The 21,000-nt window shown below is 66.2% G+C and carries 20 protein-coding genes and 1 tRNA gene; 11 read left to right on the top strand and 10 right to left on the bottom strand.

Annotated features, from left to right (window positions below; translation table 11 throughout):
• Window positions 1-79: 79 nt before the first annotated feature.
• A tRNA-Leu gene (locus ACZ1II_RS21485) sits at window positions 80-166 on the bottom strand.
• Between the two features lie 230 nt (window positions 167-396).
• Entirely contained in the window at window positions 397-1,290 is an 894-nt protein-coding gene (locus ACZ1II_RS21480; protein ID WP_465145591.1) for an MJ0042-type zinc finger domain-containing protein, read from the bottom strand.
• Window positions 1,291-1,437: 147 nt separating this feature from the next.
• Between ACZ1II_RS21480 and ftsE the strand changes: the two genes are divergently transcribed.
• Genes ftsE through ACZ1II_RS21460 form a run of 4 tightly spaced genes read left to right on the top strand, consistent with a single transcriptional unit; the run spans window position 1,438 to window position 4,356 of the window.
• On the top strand, window positions 1,438-2,151 hold the full coding sequence (gene ftsE / locus ACZ1II_RS21475; RefSeq protein WP_465147360.1) for a cell division ATP-binding protein FtsE: 714 nt from the start codon (window positions 1,438-1,440) through the stop codon (window positions 2,149-2,151).
• A complete protein-coding gene (locus tag ACZ1II_RS21470) occupies window positions 2,148-3,083 on the top strand; it encodes a cell division protein FtsX (protein ID WP_465145590.1) in 936 nt (311 codons plus the stop codon). The genes ftsE and ACZ1II_RS21470 overlap by 4 nt, the downstream gene beginning before the upstream one ends.
• 26 nt (window positions 3,084-3,109) lie before the next feature.
• Complete coding sequence (locus ACZ1II_RS21465) at window positions 3,110-3,661, top strand: YdcF family protein (protein ID WP_465145589.1); 552 nt, start codon at window positions 3,110-3,112, stop codon at window positions 3,659-3,661.
• The gene (locus tag ACZ1II_RS21460) at window positions 3,661-4,356 is read left to right on the top strand and encodes a lysophospholipid acyltransferase family protein (RefSeq protein WP_465145588.1); all 696 of its coding nucleotides are present in this window, start codon (window positions 3,661-3,663) and stop codon (window positions 4,354-4,356) included. Before ACZ1II_RS21465 ends, ACZ1II_RS21460 begins: the two co-directional genes overlap by 1 nt.
• A gap of 199 nt (window positions 4,357-4,555) precedes the next feature.
• Here ACZ1II_RS21460 and ACZ1II_RS21455 read toward each other — a convergent pair whose 3' ends face one another.
• Both ACZ1II_RS21455 and hisC read right to left on the bottom strand, forming a co-directional pair.
• On the bottom strand, window positions 4,556-5,485 hold the full coding sequence (locus tag ACZ1II_RS21455; RefSeq protein ID WP_465147359.1) for a prephenate/arogenate dehydrogenase family protein: 930 nt from the start codon (window positions 5,483-5,485) through the stop codon (window positions 4,556-4,558).
• 8 nt (window positions 5,486-5,493) lie between these two features.
• Window positions 5,494-6,612 carry a histidinol-phosphate transaminase gene (gene hisC / locus ACZ1II_RS21450; RefSeq protein WP_465145587.1) on the bottom strand — a complete coding sequence of 373 codons (1,119 nt, stop codon included), beginning with the start codon at window positions 6,610-6,612 and terminating at the stop codon, window positions 5,494-5,496.
• A 420-nt stretch (window positions 6,613-7,032) separates the two neighbouring features.
• Here hisC and metX point away from each other — a divergent pair, with 420 nt between their 5' ends.
• The 5 genes from metX (at window position 7,033) to ACZ1II_RS21425 (ending at window position 10,565) form a co-directional block, all read left to right on the top strand.
• Complete coding sequence (gene metX, locus ACZ1II_RS21445) at window positions 7,033-8,145, top strand: homoserine O-acetyltransferase MetX (protein ID WP_465145586.1); 1,113 nt, start codon at window positions 7,033-7,035, stop codon at window positions 8,143-8,145.
• Between the two features lies 1 nt (window position 8,146).
• Window positions 8,147-8,584, top strand: a complete 438-nt coding sequence (locus ACZ1II_RS21440) for a GNAT family N-acetyltransferase (protein WP_465145585.1) — start codon at window positions 8,147-8,149, stop codon at window positions 8,582-8,584.
• Entirely contained in the window at window positions 8,584-9,177 is a 594-nt protein-coding gene (metW, locus tag ACZ1II_RS21435; protein WP_465145584.1) for a methionine biosynthesis protein MetW, read from the top strand. The genes ACZ1II_RS21440 and metW overlap by 1 nt, the downstream gene beginning before the upstream one ends.
• A gap of 48 nt (window positions 9,178-9,225) precedes the next feature.
• Window positions 9,226-9,792 carry a hypothetical protein gene (locus tag ACZ1II_RS21430; protein WP_465145583.1) on the top strand — a complete coding sequence of 189 codons (567 nt, stop codon included), beginning with the start codon at window positions 9,226-9,228 and terminating at the stop codon, window positions 9,790-9,792.
• Between the two features lie 101 nt (window positions 9,793-9,893).
• Window positions 9,894-10,565, top strand: coding sequence for a glutathione S-transferase family protein (locus ACZ1II_RS21425; RefSeq protein WP_334181720.1), 672 nt, complete (start codon window positions 9,894-9,896; stop codon window positions 10,563-10,565).
• Between the two features lie 49 nt (window positions 10,566-10,614).
• On the opposite strand, the gene ACZ1II_RS21420 is transcribed toward ACZ1II_RS21425, so the two are convergent.
• The 4 genes from ACZ1II_RS21420 to uvrB all read right to left on the bottom strand — a co-directional run bounded on the left by ACZ1II_RS21420 (window position 10,615) and on the right by uvrB (window position 17,635).
• A complete protein-coding gene (locus ACZ1II_RS21420; RefSeq protein ID WP_465145582.1) occupies window positions 10,615-12,111 on the bottom strand; it encodes a S10 family peptidase in 1,497 nt (498 codons plus the stop codon).
• Between the two features lie 200 nt (window positions 12,112-12,311).
• Window positions 12,312-13,817: an acetyl-CoA hydrolase/transferase family protein gene (locus ACZ1II_RS21415; protein ID WP_465145581.1), complete on the bottom strand. Its 1,506-nt coding sequence runs from the start codon at window positions 13,815-13,817 to the stop codon at window positions 12,312-12,314.
• Between the two features lie 126 nt (window positions 13,818-13,943).
• A complete protein-coding gene (locus ACZ1II_RS21410; RefSeq protein WP_465145580.1) occupies window positions 13,944-15,065 on the bottom strand; it encodes a helix-turn-helix transcriptional regulator in 1,122 nt (373 codons plus the stop codon).
• Window positions 15,066-15,445: 380 nt separating this feature from the next.
• Window positions 15,446-17,635 carry an excinuclease ABC subunit UvrB gene (gene uvrB, locus ACZ1II_RS21405; RefSeq protein ID WP_465145579.1) on the bottom strand — a complete coding sequence of 730 codons (2,190 nt, stop codon included), beginning with the start codon at window positions 17,633-17,635 and terminating at the stop codon, window positions 15,446-15,448.
• A gap of 118 nt (window positions 17,636-17,753) precedes the next feature.
• Between uvrB and ACZ1II_RS21400 the strand changes: the two genes are divergently transcribed.
• Complete coding sequence (locus ACZ1II_RS21400; RefSeq protein ID WP_465145578.1) at window positions 17,754-18,293, top strand: DUF3617 domain-containing protein; 540 nt, start codon at window positions 17,754-17,756, stop codon at window positions 18,291-18,293.
• 45 nt (window positions 18,294-18,338) lie between these two features.
• A complete protein-coding gene (locus tag ACZ1II_RS21395) occupies window positions 18,339-19,064 on the top strand; it encodes an alpha/beta hydrolase (protein WP_465145577.1) in 726 nt (241 codons plus the stop codon).
• On the opposite strand, the gene ACZ1II_RS21390 is transcribed toward ACZ1II_RS21395, so the two are convergent.
• Both ACZ1II_RS21390 and ACZ1II_RS21385 read right to left on the bottom strand, forming a co-directional pair.
• A complete protein-coding gene (locus ACZ1II_RS21390; protein ID WP_465145576.1) occupies window positions 19,061-19,996 on the bottom strand; it encodes an EamA family transporter in 936 nt (311 codons plus the stop codon). The genes ACZ1II_RS21395 and ACZ1II_RS21390 overlap by 4 nt on opposite strands.
• Window positions 19,997-20,040: 44 nt before the next feature.
• Window positions 20,041-20,961, bottom strand: a complete 921-nt coding sequence (locus ACZ1II_RS21385) for a hypothetical protein (RefSeq protein ID WP_465145575.1) — start codon at window positions 20,959-20,961, stop codon at window positions 20,041-20,043.
• Window positions 20,962-21,000: the final 39 nt, after the last annotated feature.

The following is a 21,000-nucleotide window of genomic DNA, read 5'->3' as shown; positions in this document are numbered from 1 at the left end:
TGAAGTTTCAGAAGCCCAAACGACTTTCGGGCCCCCTTGCGGGGGCCCGAAGGCTTTACTCTATCTCTTGCGAGAGTGATGGTGCGGTCAAGAAGACTCGAACTTCCACGGGCTTTCGCCCACAACGACCTCAACGTTGCGCGTCTACCAATTCCGCCATGACCGCTAAATCATCACCGGGGAGCTTTTGGGGCCGCCCCGTGGTAGGAGCGCGCCACTAGCAAAGGGTTCCGGACCCGGCAAGAGGGCTTGTTCAATTATTTTCAAAAAGAGTGATTTTTTTTGAGAGGGGGCAGAAAATCGGCAGAATTCCGTGAAAATACAAAAACGCGCCCAAGCCATCCGGCCGGGCGCGCCTGTTTTCCGGCGGGTTTCCGCCGGGTTTCACGGGAAGGATTACTCGGGCTTCCAGCCGATCTCGGCGGCGGAGGCGGCCTTGGGAATGTCGGTCAGCGCTTCGTTGACGGTGATCGCCTCTCCCGGCGCGAGCTGGCGCTTGGAGGGGACGACTTCCTTTTCGTAGACGATGCGGTCGCGCTTGTCGCGCAGCACCACCAGCAGCGAGGGCACCTTGCGGCTTTGGCTGCCGATATTGCTGATCGTGCCGCTGACCGAGAAGAACTCGGTGCCGTCGGGCAGGGGCTTGCGGTCCTGCCGCTTGCGCGGGAAGTCGAGCTGGAGGTCGGGCTGGGCCTGCGAGAAAGTCTGGTGCGGGATCGGCAGCCAGTCCGGCAGTCCGCCCCAGGCGACCGCGCCGGTCAGGCCGAGCGCGACCACGGCGAACAGCACCGAGCCGAAGGTCGCGATCCGCGTCCAGTTGCGGCGCTGGCGGAACGGCGGGGCGAAGTCGAAGCTGGAATGGCCTTCGTCCGCATAGTGGACCGCCGTGGTGTCGTCATAGACGGGCGCGGGCTTGCGGGCGGGGCGTTCGGCGGGTGCCGCTACGGGCACGGGTTCTGCCGCTGGCGGTGCTTCCGGGGCAGGGTGGCGTCCGGGCACGCGGATCGCTTCGCGCGGAGGTGGGGCGGCCTGTTGAACCGGAGCGGGCTGCACGGGCTGCGGAGCGGCAGGCTCGGCGACGACTTCTTCATAGACAGGGGCGGCAGGCGCGGGTTCGGGCGCAGGAGCCGGAACTTCCGCCAGGGTCTCGACCGGCGGTGCCGCAAGATCGGGGCCTTCCTGGTGCCAGCTGTGGCGGCACTTGGCGCAGCGCACGGTGCGGCCGTCCGCACCTATCGCGCTGTCCGGCACGGCATATCGTGTAGAGCAAGCTGGGCAGGCGATGATCATGATAACGAGCTAAAGCACGAGTGAGTCGCCCGCGACAAGGCATCGACCTGTGGGCACAAGCCGGAACGCCCTTTTTTCCACATTCAATGCTCGCTATAGCCGCTTGCGTCGCCCGTTCGGACCCGACGCAGCACAGATACCATGAGCATGATCGCCGACGGGGAAATCGTTCATTTCGACAATGTCGGCCTGCGCTACGGTACGGAGCGCGAGGTCCTGTCGGATCTGACCTTCACGCTTTTCGCGGGCCGTTTCTATTTCCTGACCGGGGCCAGCGGCGCGGGCAAGACTTCGCTGCTGCGGCTGCTCTATCTGGCGCAGCGCCCCTCGCGCGGGGCCATCCGCATGTTCGGCACCGATGCCATCACCCTGCCGCGCAGCGGGTTGCCGGGCCTGCGCCGGCGGATCGGCGTGGTGTTCCAGGACTTCCGCCTGATCCCGCATCTTTCCGCCTTCGACAATGTCGCCCTGCCGCTGCGCGTCGCCGGTCATCAGGAGCGCGACATCGGTGGGCCGGTGCGCGACATTCTTGAATGGGTCGGCCTCTCCGACAAGATCGACGCGCGCCCCGCCACGCTTTCGGGCGGCGAGCAGCAGCGCGTCGCCATCGCCCGCGCGGTGATCGCACGCCCGGCTGTGCTGGTGGCCGACGAGCCGACCGGCAACGTCGATGCCGAAATGGCGCTCAAACTGCTGCGCCTGTTCGAGATGCTCAACCGGCAGGGCACCACCGTCGTCGTCGCCACCCACGATCTAGACCTGCTGCGCAAGGTGCCCGACAGTCTCATCATGCGGCTCGACCGGGGGCGTCTGGCCGATCCCACCGGCGCACTGCGCTATCCGCCGCGCAGGCCGACATGAGCGACGTGCCGCGTTTCAGCTTTCCCGGTTTCCGCCTGCGCCGCCTCGGCGTGCGCGGTGCCGAGCTTATCCCGCAGACCCGCATGTCGGGGCCGATGCCCTGGGTCATCGCGATCATGGTGGCGATGACCGCGATCGCGCTGGCGGCGGGGCTGGCGCTCGGCAATGCCACCAGTTCGGCGCGGGCCGAGATCGAGGGCGGCGTCACCGTGCAGGTGCTCGAACCGCGCGACGATATCCGTGCGCGCGAGGCTGCGGCGGCGGTCGAGGCGATCAAGCACCTGCCGCGCGTCGCCGGACTGCGGCAGGTGCCGCAGGCCGAACTCGACGCGCTGATCGAACCCTGGCTCGGCACCGGCATCGCTGCCGCGTCCGGAGCGGCCATTCCGGTGCCTTCGCTGATCGACGTGCGGCTGAAAGGCGCGGCGACGCCGCAGCAACTCGCCGCAATCGAGAAAGTGCTCGTCAAAGTCGCGCCCTCCGCGAAAGTCGATGCCCAGTCCACCTGGCTGAAGCCGGTGTTCGACGCGATGGTCTCGCTTCAGGTGCTGTCGATCTCGCTGGTCGTGCTGCTGGCCGGCGCGCTGGCTGCCGCAGTGCTGCTGGCGGCGCGCTCGGCGCTCGGCGCCAACCGCGACGTGATCGAGATCGTCCACTTGCTCGGCGGCACCGATAGCCAGGTGGCGCGGGTGTTCCAGCGCTCGATCGGCTATGACGCGGCGGGCGGCGGCACCGTCGGCCTGGCGCTGGCCATGGTGGTGATCCTCTCGCTCGGCCGCCGGTTCGCGAGCCTCGGCGCGGGTCTGGTGGACAGCGGCGCGCTGGTCTGGAGCGACTGGCTGCTCCTGGCGCTGGTGCCGCTGCTCTCGACCCTGCTGGCGATGCTGACGGCACGGCTGACAGTGCTTCATGCACTGCGCAAGATGCTATAGTCGTCACAAGCCGCTATAGATCGTTCATGTTCCGTCGCACCGCTGCCTTCCTGCTGCTGATCTGGCTCTTCGGGTTCCTCTGGTTCGCGGTGACGCTGCCGGGTCCGCTCGACGATACCGTGCGTACCGATACGGTGATCGTGCTGACCGGCAGCAAGGGCCGGATCGAGCGGGCGCTTTCCGTGCTGGAGGCCGGACGCGCGCCGCGCCTGCTGATTTCCGGCGTCGACCGTGAGGTGAAGCCCGGCGAACTCGCCGCCGAGTTCCGCATTCCCGCGCGCCTCATGAAATGCTGCATCACCCTCGGCTACGAGGCCTATGATACGCGCTCCAACGCGATCGAGGTGGCGGGCTGGGTGGCGCGGCGCAAGGCGCGTTCGGTGCGGCTGGTCACGGCCGACTGGCACATGCGCCGCGCCGCCTACGAACTGGCGCGGGCGCTGCCCGATCATGTCACCGTGCTGGAGGACGGCGTGCCTTCCCGCCCGAGCCTGAGCACGCTGTTCCTCGAATATCACAAGTTCTTCGGGCGCATGGCGCTCGATTTCTGGAACCGGCCACCCTGGAAAAAGCCCTGATGCGCGCCACTCCGCTCGACGTCGTTCGCAGCATTCTCTTCTATCTGGTGTTCTATCCCGGAACGCTGGTGTTCATCGCCGGTGTCTGGCTGGCCTCGCTGATCGGGCGCGAGCCGATGCGGCGCACCGTGCGCGGCTGGAGCCGGTTCCATCGCCTGTGCTGCCGCTGGCTGCTCGGCATCCGCCTGAAAATCGAGGGCGAGATGCCCGAGGAAGGCGTGCTGGTGGCGATGAAGCACGAGAGCTTCTTCGAGGCCATCGACCTGCCGGCGCAGATGAATTTCCCCGCGCCGTTTCCCAAGGCCGAGCTGGTCGACCTGCCCGGCTGGGGCTGGGCCGCGCGCCAGTACGGCGTCGTCAAGGTGGAACGCGACCAGGGCGCGCGGGCCTTGCGGGCGATGGTGGCCTCGGCGCGCGGGTTCTCGGCGCAGGGGCGGCCTCTGGCGATCTTCCCCGAAGGTACGCGCGTGCCGTCCGGCGAGCGGGCGCCTTTGCAGTCGGGCTTTGCCGGGCTTTACAAGCTGCTGGCGCTGCCGGTGGTGCCGGTGGCGGTGGACAGCGGGCGGCTCTACCACCGGCTCTGGAAGAAGTCCGGGACGATCACTCTGCGTGTCGGCCCGCGTATCGAGCCGGGCCTTCCGCGCGACGAGGTCGAGGCGCTGGTGCTGGAAGAGATCAACGCCCTGAACGGGTGAGTTCGGCGGGGTGAGGGGCGACGTTTCGTTTGCCCGCTCCGTCATTCTGAACTTGTTTAGCTTCGCTGGCCTTCGGCTCAGGATCCATCGTGCCGAACACCCCGCCGCTGATGGTCAGAAATGGATCCTGAAACAAGTTCAGGATGACGAGTACCGTTGGGAGAGGGAGTGCGCGGATCAGCGGATAGCGGCGCTTGCACTACTCCGCCGCTTCCGATCCCGCCTCGTGATCGCCGCGCCCGAAGTCGGGGCGGGAATCGTCCTGGCCTTCCTCAATGATCGAGCGGCGGATCGCGCGGGTGCGGGTGAACTGGTCGAACAGCGCCTGCCCGTCGCCCACGCGGATCGCGCGTTGCAGGGCGGTGAGGTCTTCGGTGAAGCGCTGGAGCATCGTCAGCACCGCGTCCTTGTTGGACAGGAACACGTCGCGCCACATCGTCGGGTCGGAGGCGGCGATGCGGGTGAAGTCGCGGAAGCCGCCCGCCGAATACTTGATGACTTCGCCCTGGGTCACGTCCTCCAGGTCGGAGGCGGTGCCGACGATCGTATAGGCGATCAGGTGCGGCACATGGCTGGTGACGGCGAGCACGAGGTCGTGGTGCTCGGGCGTCATGATCTCGACATTGGCGCCCAGCGCTTCCCAGAAGCCGACGAGTTCGCTCAGCTTGACGAGGTCGGTCCGCGTCTCCGGGGTGACGATGCACCAGCGGTTGCGGAAGAGATGCCCGAAACCGGCGTCCGGGCCGGAGTTCTCCGTGCCCGCGACCGGGTGGGCGGGGATCACCATGTGGTCCGGCAGGGCCTCGCCCAGCGCCTTCGAGATCGCCTGCTTGCTGGAGCCGACATCGCTGACGAGGGCATGGGCGGGCAGGGCATCGCGCACTTGTTCGGCGGCGAGGCCCATGACGCCGGGCGGCACGCAGAAGATCACGAGGTCGGCGTTCTGCACGGCCTCGGCGGGGGTCTCGCAGACCTGATGGACGAGGCCGCGCTCGGCGGCACGGGCGCGGTGGGCGGGGCTGAGGTCGTAGCCGGTGGTCCGAGTGCCGGGCAGGCATTCCTGCACGGCGAGCCCGATGGAGCCGCCCTGAAGGCCGAGGCCGATGATCGCGACGTTGGTGAAGCTCACTGCAGGGCTCATTGCGCGGCTTCCGCCATTTCGCGCAGGGCTGCGGCGATCACGTCCATGTCCTCGGGCTTGCCGATGGTGATGCGCAGCGCCTGCGGCAGGCCCTGACCCGGCAGCCAGCGGACGATATAGCCGCGCTCGGCGAGGCCGTCGAAGGCGGTCTCGGCGGTGAGGGCGCCTTCGAACAGCACCAGCACGAAGTTCGCCTGGCTCGGCAGCGGGCGCAACCCGTGGTTGCCCAGCGCCTCCAGCTTGCAGGCGAAGCGGGCGCGCTCGTCGCGGTTGTGGACGCGGCTGGCCTCGACGAAAGCCGTGTCGCCCAGCGCGGCGAGGGCCATGGCCTGTCCGGTGGCGGAGACGTTGAAGGGGCCGCGAATGCGGTTGAGCGTGGCGACGATGCCCGGCGCGCCGGTGGCCCAGCCGATGCGCTCGCCCGCGAGGCCGAAGATCTTGGAGAAAGTGCGCGTCACCAGCACGTTGTCGTGCGCGGCGGCCAGCAACAGCGATCCGTCGTCGTCCTCGGCGGCGACATATTCGCCGTAGGCCTGGTCGAGCACCAGCAGCACGTCGGACGGCAGGCCCGCGTGGAGACGCGCGATCTCGCCGCCCGGCAGGTACGAGCCGGTGGGGTTGTTGGGGTTGGCGACGAAGACCACGCGGGTCTTTTCGCTCACCAGCGCCAGCAGCGCATCGACATCGGTGCCGTAGTCGGCATCGGGCGCGACGACCGGCGTCGCGCCGCAGCGGCGGGCGGCGATGTCATAGACCGAGAAGCCGTAGCGCACGTAGATCACTTCGTCGCCAAGGCCAGCATAGCCCTGCGCGGCGAGGTTGAGCAGTTCGTCCGAGCCGGTGCCCATGACCACGCGCGCGGCGTCGAGGCCGTACTTTGCGGCGATCGCCGTGCGCAGGGCGGTGCTGTCGGGATCAGGATAGAGCGCGGGCGCCTGTGCGCGGGCCTCCAGCGCGGCCTCGCTGGTGCCGAGCGGATTCTCGTTGGCCGAGAGCTTTATGAGCGGCCTGCCGTCCTTGCCTTTCGACTTGCCCGGAACATAGGCATGGATCGCGTCGATCCACGGCTTGGGCTGCGGGGCTTGGCGAGAGGAGATCGTCTGGCTGTCGGTCATGATGGGCGGACTTAGCTCAGCATGGGGCATATGCACAGGGGGCGATTTGGGCGGGCGAGGTCGGATGTGTCGGGTGCCGGTGCGTTGTCCATCGCAATGCTGCGTATCGCGCGGACCTCTATCGCCGAACATTACCCGTCGCCCCCGTGAAGGCGGGGTCCCCAACTTCGCGGGGACGACGGGATTTGGGTTGGCAGGGCTTGTTGAAAGTGCTCCTTCCTCCCCACCCCGCTCATCCTGAGCTTGTCGAAGGATGGGAGTTCAGCGCCACGCTTCCGGGGGCTTCGACAAGCTCAGCCTGAGCGGGGCTGGGAGGTGGTGGCATGCCACGCGAAACGAAAATGCGCCCCCGCGCACTTTTTCAAACCGGCCAGAACAATTGACAGCGGGCAGGCGCTCCCCCACCTCCACGTCAGCATCATGTCTACGCCGATCACCGACGCCACCCAGGTTCTCAGCCTCGCCCGCCCGCTTCCGCTCGACGGCGGGCAGAGCCTGGCCGATGTCCGCATCGCCTACGAAACGCACGGCACGCTCAATGCGGCGAAGGACAATGCGATCCTGATCTGTCACGCGCTGACCGGGGACCATCACGTCGTCTCCAACCACCCCAAGACGGGCAAGCCCGGCTGGTGGGTGCGCATGGTCGGACCCGGCAAGCCGATCGACACCGACCGTTTCTTCGTGATTTGCGCCAATGTCATCGGCTCGTGCATGGGCTCCACCGGCCCGGCCAGCCTCGCGGAAGACGGCAAGCCCTGGGGCATGCGCTTCCCGGTCATCACCATCCGCGACATGGTGCGCGGCCACGTCGCCTTGCTGGACGCGCTGGGGATCGAAAGCCTCTATGCCGTCGTCGGCGGATCGATGGGCGGGATGCAGGCGCTGAGCCTTGCCGCCAACTTCGCCGACCGCACCCGCGCGGCGCTGGTGATCGCCTCCACCGCGCGCCACTCGGCCCAGAACATCGCGTTTCACGAAGTGGGCCGCCAGTCGATCATGGCCGATCCCGAATGGCGCGACGGCGACTATTACGCGCATGGCAAGGGGCCGGAAAAAGGTCTCTCCGTCGCGCGCATGGCCGCGCACATCACCTACCTGTCGGAAGCGGGCCTCACCGAAAAGTTCGGCCGCCGCCTGCAGGACCGCGAGGAAAAGACCTTCGGCTTCGACGCCGATTTCCAGATCGAGTCCTATCTGCGCTATCAGGGGCTGGCCTTCACCGACCGCTTCGATGCGAACTCGTACCTCTACATCACCCGCGCGATGGACTATTTCGACCTTGCCGAAGAGCATGGCGGCTTGCTCGCCAATGCTTTCGCCAAGTCGAGGGCGCGCTTCTGCCTCGTCAGCTTCGATACCGACTGGCTCTACCCCACGGCGGATTCGCGGAACGTGGTCCACGCCCTCAATGCCGCCGGGCTGCCGGTGAGCTTCGTCGAACTGTCCGCCCCGTTCGGGCACGACTCATTCCTGCTCGACGTGCCCGCGCTCGACCGCGTGGTCGCAGGATTTCTTGGAGAAGGTTACTAAAATGCTCGAAATCGAACTGTCCGACGATGTTTCGCGGCTGGATATCGCGCGCATCCACGGCTGGCTGGCGTCGAGCTACTGGACACCGGGGATCGCGCGCGAACAGGTCGAACGCCAGATCGCCGGGTCGCACTGCCTCAGCGCTTACCTTGCGGACGGCACCCTCGTCGGTTTTGCCCGCGTGATCTCCGACCGCGCCAGCTTCGCCTGGCTCGCTGACGTCTGGGTGGACGAAAGCGTGCGCGGGCAGGGCCTCGGTACCCGGCTGGCGCAGTGGTTCGTCGAGCATCCCGAATATGCCGGCGTGCGCCGCTTCGGCCTTGCCACCAAGGATGCCCACGGCGTCTACGCCAGGCTGGGCTTCACGCCGCTGTCGCGCCCCGACCGGCTGATGGAAAAGCTGTCCGGGCCGTTCGCGGCGATCCTGGAACAGGACTGATGAGCCTGCTGCGCCCGGACCTTGCGGTGATCGCGGCGAACGTCGCGCCGGGCGCCCGCGTGCTCGACGTCGGCTGCGGCGACGGTACGCTGATGCAGGCCCTGCGCGACGACAAGCGCTGCGACGCCCGCGGCATGGAACTCGATTCCGCCAATGTCGGCCTCTGCGTCGGCAAGGGGCTGTCGGTGATTCAGGGCGATGCCGACAAGGACCTCGCGTTTTACCCGGACCAGTCGGTGGACTATGCGATCCTCTCGCAGACGCTCCAGACGACGATGCGGCCGGACCTCGTGCTCGAAGAACTGCTGCGCATCGGCCGCCGGGCTTTCGTGAGCTTTCCGAATTTCGCCCACTGGCGGGTCCGGCTCTCGCTGCTCTGGCGCGGGCGGATGCCGGTGACGCGCCTGCTGCCGGTCGCCTGGTACGAGACGCCGAACATCCACCACCTCACCGTGAACGACTTCCGCGAACTCGTGGCAAGCCGCGGGATCGCGGTAGAAGGCGCGTGGTTCCTCTCCGGCGACCGGCAATGCAGCCCGGCAGCGGCCAACTTCCGCGCCGAGCATGCGGTGTTCCTGCTCTCGCGGGGATAAGTTGAAAATAGACAGCGCATTCGTTTCGTAAGTGGAGGATCAAGGAAAATGCTTGCCGCTCTTGCTCTGGTTCTAGCTTCCGTATCACCGCAGCCCACCGCATGCGCTTACGACCTGGATGCGATGCTCACCCTCGATGAACAGAAGTTCGATCAGGACCTCGAAGGTGGCTGGCGGGTTCTGGAAGAGAAAGGGTGTGACCGGGACGCTGCCAGCCTGATCAGACGCTGGCGCGAGGCGCACCGTTCGACGAGCACTACACTCTACTGGCACGAGGGTCAGCTTCTCGCCCAGACGGGTGACTATGAAACGGCAGCCGCACTCTTCGACAAGGCACGCCATCCTGCCGCCCAGGATGCGGCCTGGGGCTGGAACTTGTACGTCGATGGTAGCATTGCATTTTTGCGCGGCGACCGTTCCGGATTGGAGGAGGTCCGGCGCAAACTCTCCCTGCTTCCGGAACCTGCCGAACTGGCGACGATGACGGGACCCGATGGAAAGCCGGCAAAAATGCGCTGGCCGATGAACCTTCACGTTCTCGATGCGCTGCTGCGGTGTTGGGGGCAGAGCTACAAGGCTGCCTATAGCTGTCCTGTCGCTGGCTCTGCCGAATAGGGCCAGCAACCGCGACTTATCCACGCGTTTCGCCCCCTGCCGGGAACGGGTCTTGCGGTTCGGGTGGACGCTTGCGGGCAGGTTTGGCATTCGAAAACGCCATGTGGCACATCTTCCAGTTTCCGCTCTGCCCCTTCAGCCGCAAGGTCCGGCTGCTCATGGCCGAAAAGGGCATCGCCTACGAACTCCAGACCGCGCGGCCCTGGGAAGGCGAGGACCGGCTGTTCGAGATGAACCCGGCAGGCCGCACTCCGGTCGTGCGCGAGACCGAGCGCGGCACGGTGATCGTCGATAGCCGCGCGATCTGCGAATATTTCGAGGAAACCGTCGATCGCAATCCGCAGATCAGCGGCACCGCCGTCCAGCGCGCCGAAATCCGCCGTCTGATCGCGATGTTCGACGAGAACTTCTTCAACGACGTATCCGGCCCGCTGCTCCATGAGCGGATGAAGAAGCGCCTCGTTCTGCGCCAGTCGCCGGACGCGAAGATCCTGCGCGAATCGATGAAGCTGGCGCACGACTATCTCGACTACATCGATTATCTGATCGACAACCGGCCCTGGCTGGCGGGCGCGACGATGACGCTCGCCGACCTCGCCGCCGCCGCGCAGATCTCGGTGGCGGACTATCTCGGCGGTCTCGACTGGTCGAGCCACGAGCAGGCGCGCGGCTGGTATCTGGTGATGAAGTCGCGGCCCTCGTTCCGGCCGCTGCTGAGCGAGCGGATGGAAGTGATCCAGCCGCCCAGCCACTATGCCGAAGTGGATGCCTGAGTAATCGCCGTCCCGAGCTGGCTTGGGACGGCGATTGTCAGAACGTCCCTCAAGCCCCCGCGCGGTAGCTTTCCAGGATGTCGCGGCGCAGGGCCGCGCCGCTGTCGGTGCGCGAGTAGAACATGTGCCCGCCCGGATACATGTGCAGGTGCACGCGGTCGGGGCGGCCGAATTCCGGCATCTGCGAGACGATCAGGCGCGAACCGAAGTAGGGGCACGAAAGATCGTCCCAGCCGTGGACGATGTCGACGGTCATCTTCGGGTCGATCGAGATCGCCTGCCGCAAGTCCTTCACCGGCGTGTCGGTGTTGTCGCGGTCCCAGGCGTTGTTCACGTCGTAGGACAGTGCGTTGTAGCGCGCGTCGACCTTCCAGCCGACCTGACGCGTCACGAAATCGACCATGGCCGAAGTGGTCGGCGCGATCAGCGTGGTCAGCAGCGGGTCGCCGTACTGCGGGCGGGCGCTGGCCGGGAACGGGTCGAACGAGGTGAAATTCGAATCGTAGACCGAGCCGATCAGGCCCTGGTCGCGGCGGATTTCGCGCAAGTAGGTGCCGATATCGACGCGGCCGTCCATGCGGCGCACGAGCGCCGGGTCGAGGCCGGTGATCTCGGCGACTTTGGCGGAAAGGCGGTCGGTTGCGGCCTTGTCCCTGGGACCGGCGAGGAAGTCGGCGACGAATTCGGTCTTCAGGTACTGTTCGACCGGGGCCATGGTGGCCTCGCTCAGATTGCCCTGACGCTCGAAGTGACCGGCGGCCATGGCGGGCAGGTTGAGCATCCAGGGCAGCGGCGAAAGCGCGTCGTCGTCGCCGATGGCGGGCGGGTCGAGGTAGGGCGAGACCAGTGTCATGCCGTTGATGCCCACGCCCATCTGGGTCTGGAGGTAATAGGCAAGGCGCGGCACGCGGTAGCCGCCGTAGCTTTCGCCCGCCAAGTACTTGCGGCTGGTCAGGCGGCCGTTGGCGTTCAGCCAGTCGTAGACGATGCGGCTGAGGTACTTGATGTCGTTCTCGGAGGTGTAGAACGCCTTCTTGGTCGCCTCGGCATCGACGCGGCTGCGCGAGAAGCCGGTGCCGATCGGATCGATGAACACGAGGTCGGTGAAGTCCAGCCACGAATTCGGGTTGTCGTGCAGCACTGCCGGGTCGGATGGGGCATCACCCTGGGCGCCGAACTGCACGCGCTTGGGGCCGATGGCGCCCAGGTTCAGGTAGACCGAGGCCGCGCCGGGGCCGCCGTTGAAGGCGAAGGTCACGGGGCGCGAAGTGGGGGCGCCGGGGACAGTATAGGCGGTATAGACCACCTCGCCGATGGTCTTGCCCTTCTCGTCCTTGATCGGCAGCGCGCCGACGGTGGCGACGTAGTTGACGGTCTTGCCGCCGATCACCGCGCTCTGCTTGATCGACTTGGGCGCGGGCAGGAGGGGGACTTCGTCGCCCTTCTTCGCTTCGGCGTTTTCGGCGGCGGGCTTGTCGGCCGCGAAAGCCGGGAAGGAAGTGGCGGCGAGCACCATGGCCAGACAGGCCAGCGAAACTTTGCGCATGGAAGGAACGACCCCTTTTGTCGATGCGTCCGAACGGACGACAGGGGCGGTAGGTAGAACCGGAAGATAGTATACGACAAGGGCAAAAGATGGTGCCTGGCCCGTCCTGCCTTCCGGGGATTGGCCATGGGTTGAACCATTCGGAAGGCAGGGCAGGTCAGGCTCGGACGGCGCGGGGGTGCCGTCCGAAATCTCGTTCGTCAGGGCAGCATCGAACCCGTCTCGATGAAGCGCTGGTGCCAGGACAGCGCCTCGCCCGGCAGCGAGGGCGACTGGAGGCCGTAGGAGCCCTTCAGCGCGCGGGCGTAGTAGTCTTCCAGCAGCGGGCGATAGTCCGGGTGCGCGCAATTGGCGATGATGACCTGGGCGCGCTCCTTGGGGCTGAGGCCGCGAAGGTCGGCCAGGCCCTGCTCGGTGACGATCACCTGCACGTCCTGGTTGATGTGGTCGACATGGCTCGCCTGCGGCACGATGGCCGAGATCTTGCCGCCCTTCGCCGTGGAGGGCGTCATGAAGATCGAGATATAGGCATTGCGCGCGAAGTCGCCCGAACCGCCGATGCCGTTCTGGATGCGCGAGCCCATGACGTGGGTGGAGTTCACCGCGCCGTATATGTCCGCCTCGATCAGCCCGTTCATGGCGATGCAGCCGAGGCGGCGGATCAGTTCCGGGTGGTTGGAGATTTCCTGCGGGCGCAGGATCATCTTGTCGCGGTAGCGGTGCATGTCCGCATTGACGCGCGCGGCGGCCTCGGGGCTGAGCGAGAAGGCAGTGGCCGAAGCCATGCGCAGCTTGCCCGAATCCAGCAGGTCCAGCATGCCGTCCTGGATCACTTCGGTATAGGAAGTCAGGCTGTCGAACGGCGCATCGACCAGGCCGGTCAGCACGGCATTGGCGATATTGCCCACGCCCGACTGGATCGGCAGCAGCGCGGAGGGCAGGCGGCCCAGCTTCACTTCGTGGCTGAGGAATTCGAGGATGTGCCCGGCGATCGCCTTGGCCTTTTCGTCCGGCGGGCTGAACGGGGCGTTGCGGTCCGGACGGTCGGTCTCGACGACGGCGACGACTTTGGCGGGATCGACCTTGAGATAGGGTTCACCGATGCGGTCGTCGGGCTTCACCAGCGGGATCGGCACGCGGCTGGGCGGCAGGGCGGTGCCGTAGTAGATGTCGTGCATCCCCTCCAGTGCCTCGTTCTGCCACGCGTTCACTTCGAGGATCACTTTGGAGGCGCGGTCCAGCCAGGTCTTGTTGTTGCCCACCGAGGAGGAGGGGATCAGGCTGCCGTCGGCGCGGATGCCGGCTACTTCGATCACCGCCGTATCGAGCGGGCCGAGGAAGCCCTGCCAGGCCATCGGCGCCACCTGGCTGAGGTGCATGTCGAAGTAGTTCATCTCGCCCTTGTTGATGCGTTCGCGGGCGATGGGGTCGGAATTGTAGGGCAGGCGGAATTCGATGCCGTCGGCCTTGGCCAGCGCGCCGTCGAGTTCGGGGCCGGTCGAGGCGCCGGTCCACATGCGCACCTTGAAGCCGCGTCCGGCGGCGTGCTCGGCCTCGATATGGGCGGCGAGGGCGAGGGGAACGGCCTTGGGATAGCCCGAGCCGGTGAATCCGCTCATGCCTACGGCGGTGCCGCTGGCGATCAGGCGCGCGGCTTCCTCCGCAGGCATGATTTTCGAACGGAGTTCGGGACTCTCGATACGCATGGGCAACCTCATCCTTTCTGTCTGACCTTTGCAGCGCCAGTCGGCCTCTGCGCGCGAGGAATCCAGTGCAAAGTAAAACCCGACGATTGCGGCAGACGCATGATAGAAAGCGCGCCGATATCTATCCTAGCGGGAAGCCATTTCGATGACGGTTCGGGCGATGGCCACGAGTTCCGCTTCGCGATTGACGCCGCATTTCTGGAATATCGTGCGAAGCTGCGCCACCACCGTCTGGACGCTGACGCCGCGCATCTGCGCGACGGTCTTGCGGGAGTGTCCCTGTGCGAGCAAGGCGACGACTTCGGCTTCGGCGCCGGTCAGCCTCATCGCCTCCGCCAGTCGCCAGGCCGGGACGAGACCGGGGGCGAGCGGCGTGCGCAAGGTGACGATGGCACGGGGGGCGAAGCCGAAGGTCCAGTCGTGACGGGGCAGGGTGCGCACGTCGAGGAGGATGAGCGTGTCCTCGGTCCGCAGCCAGAGGTCGGCAGGGCCGACGCCCGAACCGTCGAGCGCGGCGGCGATGCGGCTCTGGAGCGTGAGGTCGATATCCTGCCGCACCGCGTGGAGCGCACCGGATCGGACCTGGAGTGTCGTGCGTCCGAGCAGGGCCTGCGCCGCCGAGGTCATGCCGCAGACCTTGCCCACTGCATCGAGCAGGATCGCCGCGCTGCTGATCGATTCGAGCGAGCCTTGCAGCAAGGCGGCGCCCTGGTGCTCGATGGAATCCTGGAGCCGGATGGCGTCAAGCACGGTGGGGCCGATCCGCCGGAACACCTCGCGCTGGACTTCGGTGGTCGCGCCGTCGCTGCCGCCGTGGAGGGCGGCAAGGCCGAACATCACGCCGGGCCGCTGGCTCAGCACCATCTGCACCCCGAACTCCGCCTCGTGCCGCCGCACATAGTCGAGGTAGGCCTCATTGGTGGAGACGGCGCGCGCGGCGGCGTAGTGCACTTCCCAGGACAGTTCGAGCGGCGCCCTCGTGGCAGCGACGCGGTAGTTCACATCGGGGCGATAGCCGCCAATCGCTTCGAATTCGGAGAGAAATATCTCGTCGCCGTCCGTGACCCAGTTGAAGGCCGTGTGGCGATCGCCCAGCGCGAGCAGTTGCGCCCGCGAGGAGCCGGTCATGCTCGCCAGCGCCTTCAGCGCCCGGTCCCAGCCCGCCTCCTCGAAAGGTGCGCGAGCGAACAGGGCGGCCAGCCGCTCCGTTTCGGATTCGTCCCCACTTTTGCCCACGAACCCAGTCATGGAGCCATGAAGAGTGCTTAACAAGTACTGTTATGAAGCGTGGCTCGACGCGAAATACCATGAACGTGGTATGCCCCTGATCCGAAACGGGTTCACAACGGATTCGCGACCCGAGGGATCGGCGACAAGCCATCCTGACACTTGCCCGAGGCCCGTTTCGACAGGTCTCGGGCATTTTCTTTTGCAGCTGTTCGATAAGCTGGGACCATCGCGACTTGATGGGCGATGATCGAATTCGGGAAGATCGCTGCGCTCATTCATTCCGTCGCCCCCGCGAAGGCGGGGGGTCCCGCTTTGCTTTTGCAACTTCGCGCTTTTGGCCAAGAGAAGAAGCGGGGTCCCCGCCGTCGCGGGGACGACGGGAGGGGGCTGGTAGCTCGCTAACTGCCCCACCGCTTCTTCTGGGACTTGCCATAGCGGGTCTTGCGCGTCCCCGGCTTGCCCTCGTTGCTGCGCCCGACGATCGGCGCTTTCTTGTGATCGTCGGGAATGCCGAGTTCGCTGGCTTCGAGGCGCCGGATTTCGTCGCGCAGGCGGCCGGCTTCCTCGAATTCGAGGTCGGCGGCGGCATTGCGCATCTTCTGTTCGAGTTCCTCGATGTAGGCGCGCAGATTGTGGCCGACGAGGTTGTTCTGCCCTTCCGCATCGATGTCCACCAGCACCCCGTCGCGGCTGGCGGTGTCCGCGACGATGTCGGCGATGCGGCGCTTGATCGTCTGCGGGGTGATGCCGTGCTCGGCGTTATATTCTTCCTGCTTGGCGCGGCGGCGGTCGGTTTCGGCAATGGCGCGTTCCATCGACCCGGTCATGCGGTCGGCATAGAGGATCACGCGGCCATCGACGTTGCGCGCGGCGCGGCCGATGGTCTGGATCAGCGAAGTCTCGCTGCGCAGGAAGCCTTCCTTGTCGGCATCGAGGATGCAGACGAGGCCGCACTCGGGAATGTCGAGGCCCTCGCGCAAGAGGTTGATGCCCACCAGCACGTCGTAGACGCCCATGCGCAGATCGCGGATCAGCTCGATGCGCTCCAGCGTCTCGACATCGCTGTGCATGTAGCGCACGCGCACCCCGGCCTCGTGCATGAACTCGGTGAGGTCCTCGGCCATGCGCTTGGTGAGGGTGGTGACGAGGGTACGGTAGCCCTTTTCGGCCACCGCCTTGCACTCCACGATGCAGTCCTGCACCTGGTCCTCGACCGGGCGGATTTCCACGGGCGGGTCGATCAGGCCGGTAGGGCGGATCACCTGTTCGGCAAAGACGCCGCCCGCTTCGTCCATCTCCCAGTGGCCGGGCGTGGCAGAGACGGCGATGGTCTGCGGGCGCATCGCGTCCCACTCGTTGAAGCGCAGCGGGCGGTTGTCGATGCAGCTCGGCAAGCGGAAGCCGTATTCGGCCAGCGTGATCTTGCGGCGGTGGTCGCCCTTCGACATCGCGCCGATCTGCGGCACCGTCTGGTGGCTTTCGTCCACAAATAACAGCGCATTGTCCGGCAGATATTCGAACAAAGTCGGCGGCGGTTCGCCCGGCAGGCGGCCGGTGAGGAAGCGCGAATAGTTCTCGATCCCCGCGCAGCTTCCGGTGGCGGCGATCATTTCGAGGTCGAAATTGGTGCGCTGCTCCAGCCGCTGGGCTTCGAGTAGGCGGCCTTCGGCTTCCAGTTCCTTCAGCCGCTCGGTCAGTTCGAAGCGGATCGCCTCGCTCGCCTGCTTCATCGTCGGGCCGGGCGTGACGTAGTGCGAGTTCGCATAGACCCGCACCTTTTCGAGCGCGGAACCTTTCTTGCCGGTGAGCGGATCGAACTCGGCGATCTCCTCGATCTCGTCCCCGAAGAACGAGATGCGCCAGGCGGTATCCTCAAGGTGGCTGGGAAACAGTTCCAGATTGTCCCCGCGCACACGGAAGGTGCCGCGCGTGAACGCCGCATCGTTGCGTTTGTACTGGAGCGCGACGAGCTTGCGGATGATCTCGCGCTGGTCCTGCGTGTCGCCGGTCTTGAGGTCGAAGATCATCGCCGAGTAGGTCTCGACCGAACCGATGCCATAGAGGCACGAGACCGAGGCGACGATGATCACGTCGTCCCGCTCCAGCAGCGCGCGCGTCGCCGAGTGGCGCATGCGGTCGATCGCCTCGTTCACCGAGCTTTCCTTCTCGATGTAAGTGTCCGACCGGGCGACATAGGCCTCGGGCTGGTAATAGTCGTAGTAGGAGACGAAGTACTCGACCGCGTTCTCGGGGAAGAAATCCTTCATCTCGGCATAGAGCTGCGCGGCGAGAATCTTGTTCGGCGCCAGGATCAGCGCCGGGCGTTGCAGTTCCTCGATCACCTTGGCCATCGTGAAGGTCTTGCCCGAACCGGTGACGCCCAGCAGCACTTGCGTCTTCTCGCCTTCGCCCGCCGTGGAGACGAGGTCGGCGATGGCGGTCGGCTGGTCGCCGTTCGGCTCGTATTCGGAAACGACCTTGAACGGCCTGCCCGGCATCGACTTGTCGGGACGCGCGGGCTTGTGGGGGACGAACGTGCCCGAGGTATCCGGTTCCTCAAGGCCCCGGCGAATGATCAGCTCTGCCATGCGAGAACATATGGGGTATATCGCCTATGCTCGCAATGACCTGAGTGGGGACTCGCGGGAACGGCGCGTCGATGGTAATTCGTCTGCCCTTCAACTCGGTGTGAAAGGTCCCGACTCCATGAAGCGGATCACGGCGGTTTCGGTGGTGTGTCTGGTACTGGCTCTGGCAGCCTGTTCGAAGGAGCAGAAGGGCGGCGAAGCCAGGTCGATGGACGACGTCAAGCAGGAAGCCGCGCAGCTTCAGCGCCCGAAGCCGGGGCAGTACACGCAGAAGGTCGAGATCACGAAGATGGACATGCCCGGCCTCTCCAGCGAGGCTGCCGCGCAGATGAAGGCGGCCATGGCGAAGGGGCAGGTCAACACCTTCTGCCTGACCAAGGCCGAAGCCGACAAGGGCTACCGCGACATGTTCGATGACATCGGCAAGGGGCGCGAATGCACTTATTCGCGCTTCGACGTTGATGGCGGCAGACTCGATGCCCAGATGGATTGCAAGTCCAACGAACAGGGGCAGGCGAGCATCAAGCTGGCCGGCACCGTGAGCGAGCAGGGCTCGGATATCAATGTGGACATGGACATGTCCGGCGGCCCCGCGCCGATGGGGCAGATGAAGATGGCAATGCACCTGACCACCTCGCGGGTCGGCGATTGCCCCTAAGGTTGAAGGACTGACGTGAACGGACCGGCCCCGCGACAGCTAGACATGATGCGCAGCGCCATCGCGCGCCGCGCGGCGCTGGCGCGTGAGCCGCATCCGGAAGGGGTGCGCAAGCCGCCTCTGCGCCTGTTCTTCGCCGAACTCGCCTCGCTGCGGCGGGGCGGGCGCAAGCTGCTGGGGGTCGAGAAGGCGCTTCATCCCCAGCCGGTCATGCTGCTGCCGGGCTTCGGCGCGCATCCCAACCGGATGCGCCCGATGGCCGAGGCGCTGACGCAGGCCGGGCACGAAGTCCACGAATGGGGCCTCGGCTTCAATTTCGGGCCGAACCGGGAGAACTTCGAGTTCCTGATGCGCCGGGTCGGTTCACTGGCGCGGCGGCACCGGGCGCCGGTCACACTCGTCGGCTGGAGTCTCGGCGGCCTCTTCGCGCGCGAGATCGCGCGGCGGCAGCCTGCCAGCGTCGGCAAAGTGGTGACGATGGGCACGCCGTTTTCCGGCGATCCACGCGCGAACAATGCCTGGCGGGCCTATCAGGTCGTCACCGGGCACTCGGTTCATGCACCGCCGATCGACTGCGATTTCTCCGAGAAGCCGCCGGTGCCGACGATCGCCCTGTGGAGTCCCCGCGACGGGGTGATCCATCCGCGCTCGGCTTGCGGCTGGCCGCATGAGCGCGACCGGGCGGTGGCGATCCGCTGCTCGCACCTCGGCTTTGCCGCCGATCCGCGCGTGATCGCGGAAGTGCTGCGGCAACTCGATATCGAAGGTTAGGCCATCACGTCGTCGCGGGCCTTGGCGACGGGAGCCTTGGCGCCGAGCGAGCAACCGGCGCTCGCCGCGATCATCATCACCACCGCCAGCCATTGCAGGGCGGTCAGCCGCTCGTCCAGCACAAGGAAGCCGACAATGGCGCCAAGCGCAGGCGCCATCGAACTGAGCAGGCCGACGATCCGGCTGGAAAGCTGCGTCATCGCGCGCATCTCCAGCATATAGGGCAGGGCGCTTGACAGCAGGGCAACGACGAGGCCGAGGCCGAGCGCGTGGAGCGGCAGGCTCGCCGGGGCCGCGGCGAGGCCGAACGGCACGGTAACGAGGCAGGCCACGGTCATGCCCAGCGAAACCGCCGTCGTGCTGCCGACCTCGGAGGCGCGCTTGCCGCAGAGGATGTAGAGCGCCCAGCAAGCCGCCGCGCCGAGGGCGAAGGCGATCCCGGCAAGGTCCAGCGGCTGGGCGCGGCCGGGCCAGGGGATCAGCAGGGCAAGGCCGCCGAGCGCCAGCACAAGCCAGAGGAAGTCGCGCACCGACCGCGAGGTGGCCAGGACCACGCCGAGCGGTCCGCAGATCTCGATGGCGACGCCGATGCCGATGGGGATGCGGCGGAAGGCCCAGTAGATCATCAGGTTCATGCCGCCCAGCACGAGGCCGTAGACCAGTAGCCAGCGCAGTTGCTGCGCCGTCACCCGGCTGCGCCACGGCCGGGCGATGGCGAGCAGGATCACCGCCGAGATCGCCGTGCGCAGCGCCGCGACGCCTTCCGGGCCGACAATCGGAAACAGGCTCTTGGCGAAAGCCGCACCGAGATTGATCGAGGCCTGCGCCACGACGATGGAAAGACCTGCGAGCAGGGCGGTACGGTCGTTGGTTGAAGAGTAGGGCGTCGCGGTCATGCCCCGCGCGATGCCCTTGGCGGCGGTGCGGGGCAAGAGGTTCGTAAGAAGTGGTGTTCGCCTCCGAACCGCGTGGTCGCCTAACTGCCCGGCAATTGCGGTGCAGAGCCGCTGATCGGGCCGAGCCAGAAAAAGCCGTCGTAGCGGGCGTCCGGCTCTTTGCCCGGAAAGGCGCAGAGGCCGATGAAAGGTGCGCGTTTCAGATCGATCTCGCTCCTGGCGGGATGGTTGCCGCATTCGATGGCATCTTTTGGAATCTTTTCTCCGGGCTCGAAACGCAAACCCGGCTTCGCGATACAGTTCCATTCCGTGCCTTTCGCGAAGTGCATCTTCAGGCTCACGACGGGACCAAAGGCAGCAAGGCGTGCGGCCATTGGATCGAAACTCCCGGCACCTTCGCCATAGCGGGTCTTCTCGGCATGGAACCCGCCGACGAGGATGAGCACCTGATCGTAATCGCCATGCGTTGCCGCCTCGTGGATATTCTCCGCCTGTGCGGCTTCATGTGGACCTTGTCCGGCGAGATCGGCAAAACGGTTCCGCTGCGTTTCGTTGCGGATGCCGTTGAACGCTACCACGTCAATGGATCGCCCTGCTTCCTTCAGATCATGCAGGCGAACCAGCATCGCGAACATGGCCTGACTGGCCACGCCGTCCTCACGTCCCCTCCATCCCGCGCGGAGAAGAGCCTGATCGAATTGGTCGGCAGGCAGTTTCCAGGCGTCCTGCAAGGCTTCGTTGGCCGTCGAGTCCAGTTCGACTGCTACCAGAATGCGCTGGTTTCGTGACGCCAAGGCGCAGGTCAGGTCGCCGATGAACGCGGGACTCTGCTGGGTACCGTGTAATTCCCCGAAGACGACATAACGGGGCTGACGACTTGCGACGTCCGACCAGCCTACGGGCACGGCGCATGGCTCCACGGCAGGTGCCGGGGGTGAAGGCACCGTGGCTGCGGAGGTCAGGGCTGAGGCGGCGAGCAGGATCGAGGAGATCAGGAGCATGGCTCTATCCTTGCGTCATTATCGTGCCTTTCAAAGAAT

This window comes from Novosphingobium sp. BL-S-20, from assembly GCF_055521635.1.
The sequence above is the reverse complement of the archived record's forward strand: the minus strand, read 5'-3'. Positions and strand labels throughout refer to the sequence as shown.

Coding starts and splice junctions, on each gene's coding strand:
- ACZ1II_RS21480 (WP_465145591.1), bottom strand. CDS start 1,290: ATGATCATCGCCTGCCCAGCTTGCTCTACACGATATGCCGTGCCGGAC.
- ftsE (WP_465147360.1), top strand. CDS start 1,438: ATGATCGCCGACGGGGAAATCGTTCATTTCGACAATGTCGGCCTGCGC.
- ACZ1II_RS21470 (WP_465145590.1), top strand. CDS start 2,148: ATGAGCGACGTGCCGCGTTTCAGCTTTCCCGGTTTCCGCCTGCGCCGC.
- ACZ1II_RS21465 (WP_465145589.1), top strand. CDS start 3,110: ATGTTCCGTCGCACCGCTGCCTTCCTGCTGCTGATCTGGCTCTTCGGG.
- ACZ1II_RS21460 (WP_465145588.1), top strand. CDS start 3,661: ATGCGCGCCACTCCGCTCGACGTCGTTCGCAGCATTCTCTTCTATCTG.
- hisC (WP_465145587.1), bottom strand. CDS start 6,612: ATGACCGACAGCCAGACGATCTCCTCTCGCCAAGCCCCGCAGCCCAAG.
- metX (WP_465145586.1), top strand. CDS start 7,033: ATGTCTACGCCGATCACCGACGCCACCCAGGTTCTCAGCCTCGCCCGC.
- ACZ1II_RS21440 (WP_465145585.1), top strand. CDS start 8,147: ATGCTCGAAATCGAACTGTCCGACGATGTTTCGCGGCTGGATATCGCG.
- metW (WP_465145584.1), top strand. CDS start 8,584: ATGAGCCTGCTGCGCCCGGACCTTGCGGTGATCGCGGCGAACGTCGCG.
- ACZ1II_RS21430 (WP_465145583.1), top strand. CDS start 9,226: ATGCTTGCCGCTCTTGCTCTGGTTCTAGCTTCCGTATCACCGCAGCCC.
- ACZ1II_RS21425 (WP_334181720.1), top strand. CDS start 9,894: ATGTGGCACATCTTCCAGTTTCCGCTCTGCCCCTTCAGCCGCAAGGTC.
- ACZ1II_RS21420 (WP_465145582.1), bottom strand. CDS start 12,111: ATGCGCAAAGTTTCGCTGGCCTGTCTGGCCATGGTGCTCGCCGCCACT.
- ACZ1II_RS21415 (WP_465145581.1), bottom strand. CDS start 13,817: ATGCGTATCGAGAGTCCCGAACTCCGTTCGAAAATCATGCCTGCGGAG.
- ACZ1II_RS21410 (WP_465145580.1), bottom strand. CDS start 15,065: ATGACTGGGTTCGTGGGCAAAAGTGGGGACGAATCCGAAACGGAGCGG.
- uvrB (WP_465145579.1), bottom strand. CDS start 17,635: ATGGCAGAGCTGATCATTCGCCGGGGCCTTGAGGAACCGGATACCTCG.
- ACZ1II_RS21400 (WP_465145578.1), top strand. CDS start 17,754: ATGAAGCGGATCACGGCGGTTTCGGTGGTGTGTCTGGTACTGGCTCTG.
- ACZ1II_RS21395 (WP_465145577.1), top strand. CDS start 18,339: ATGATGCGCAGCGCCATCGCGCGCCGCGCGGCGCTGGCGCGTGAGCCG.
- ACZ1II_RS21385 (WP_465145575.1), bottom strand. CDS start 20,961: ATGCTCCTGATCTCCTCGATCCTGCTCGCCGCCTCAGCCCTGACCTCC.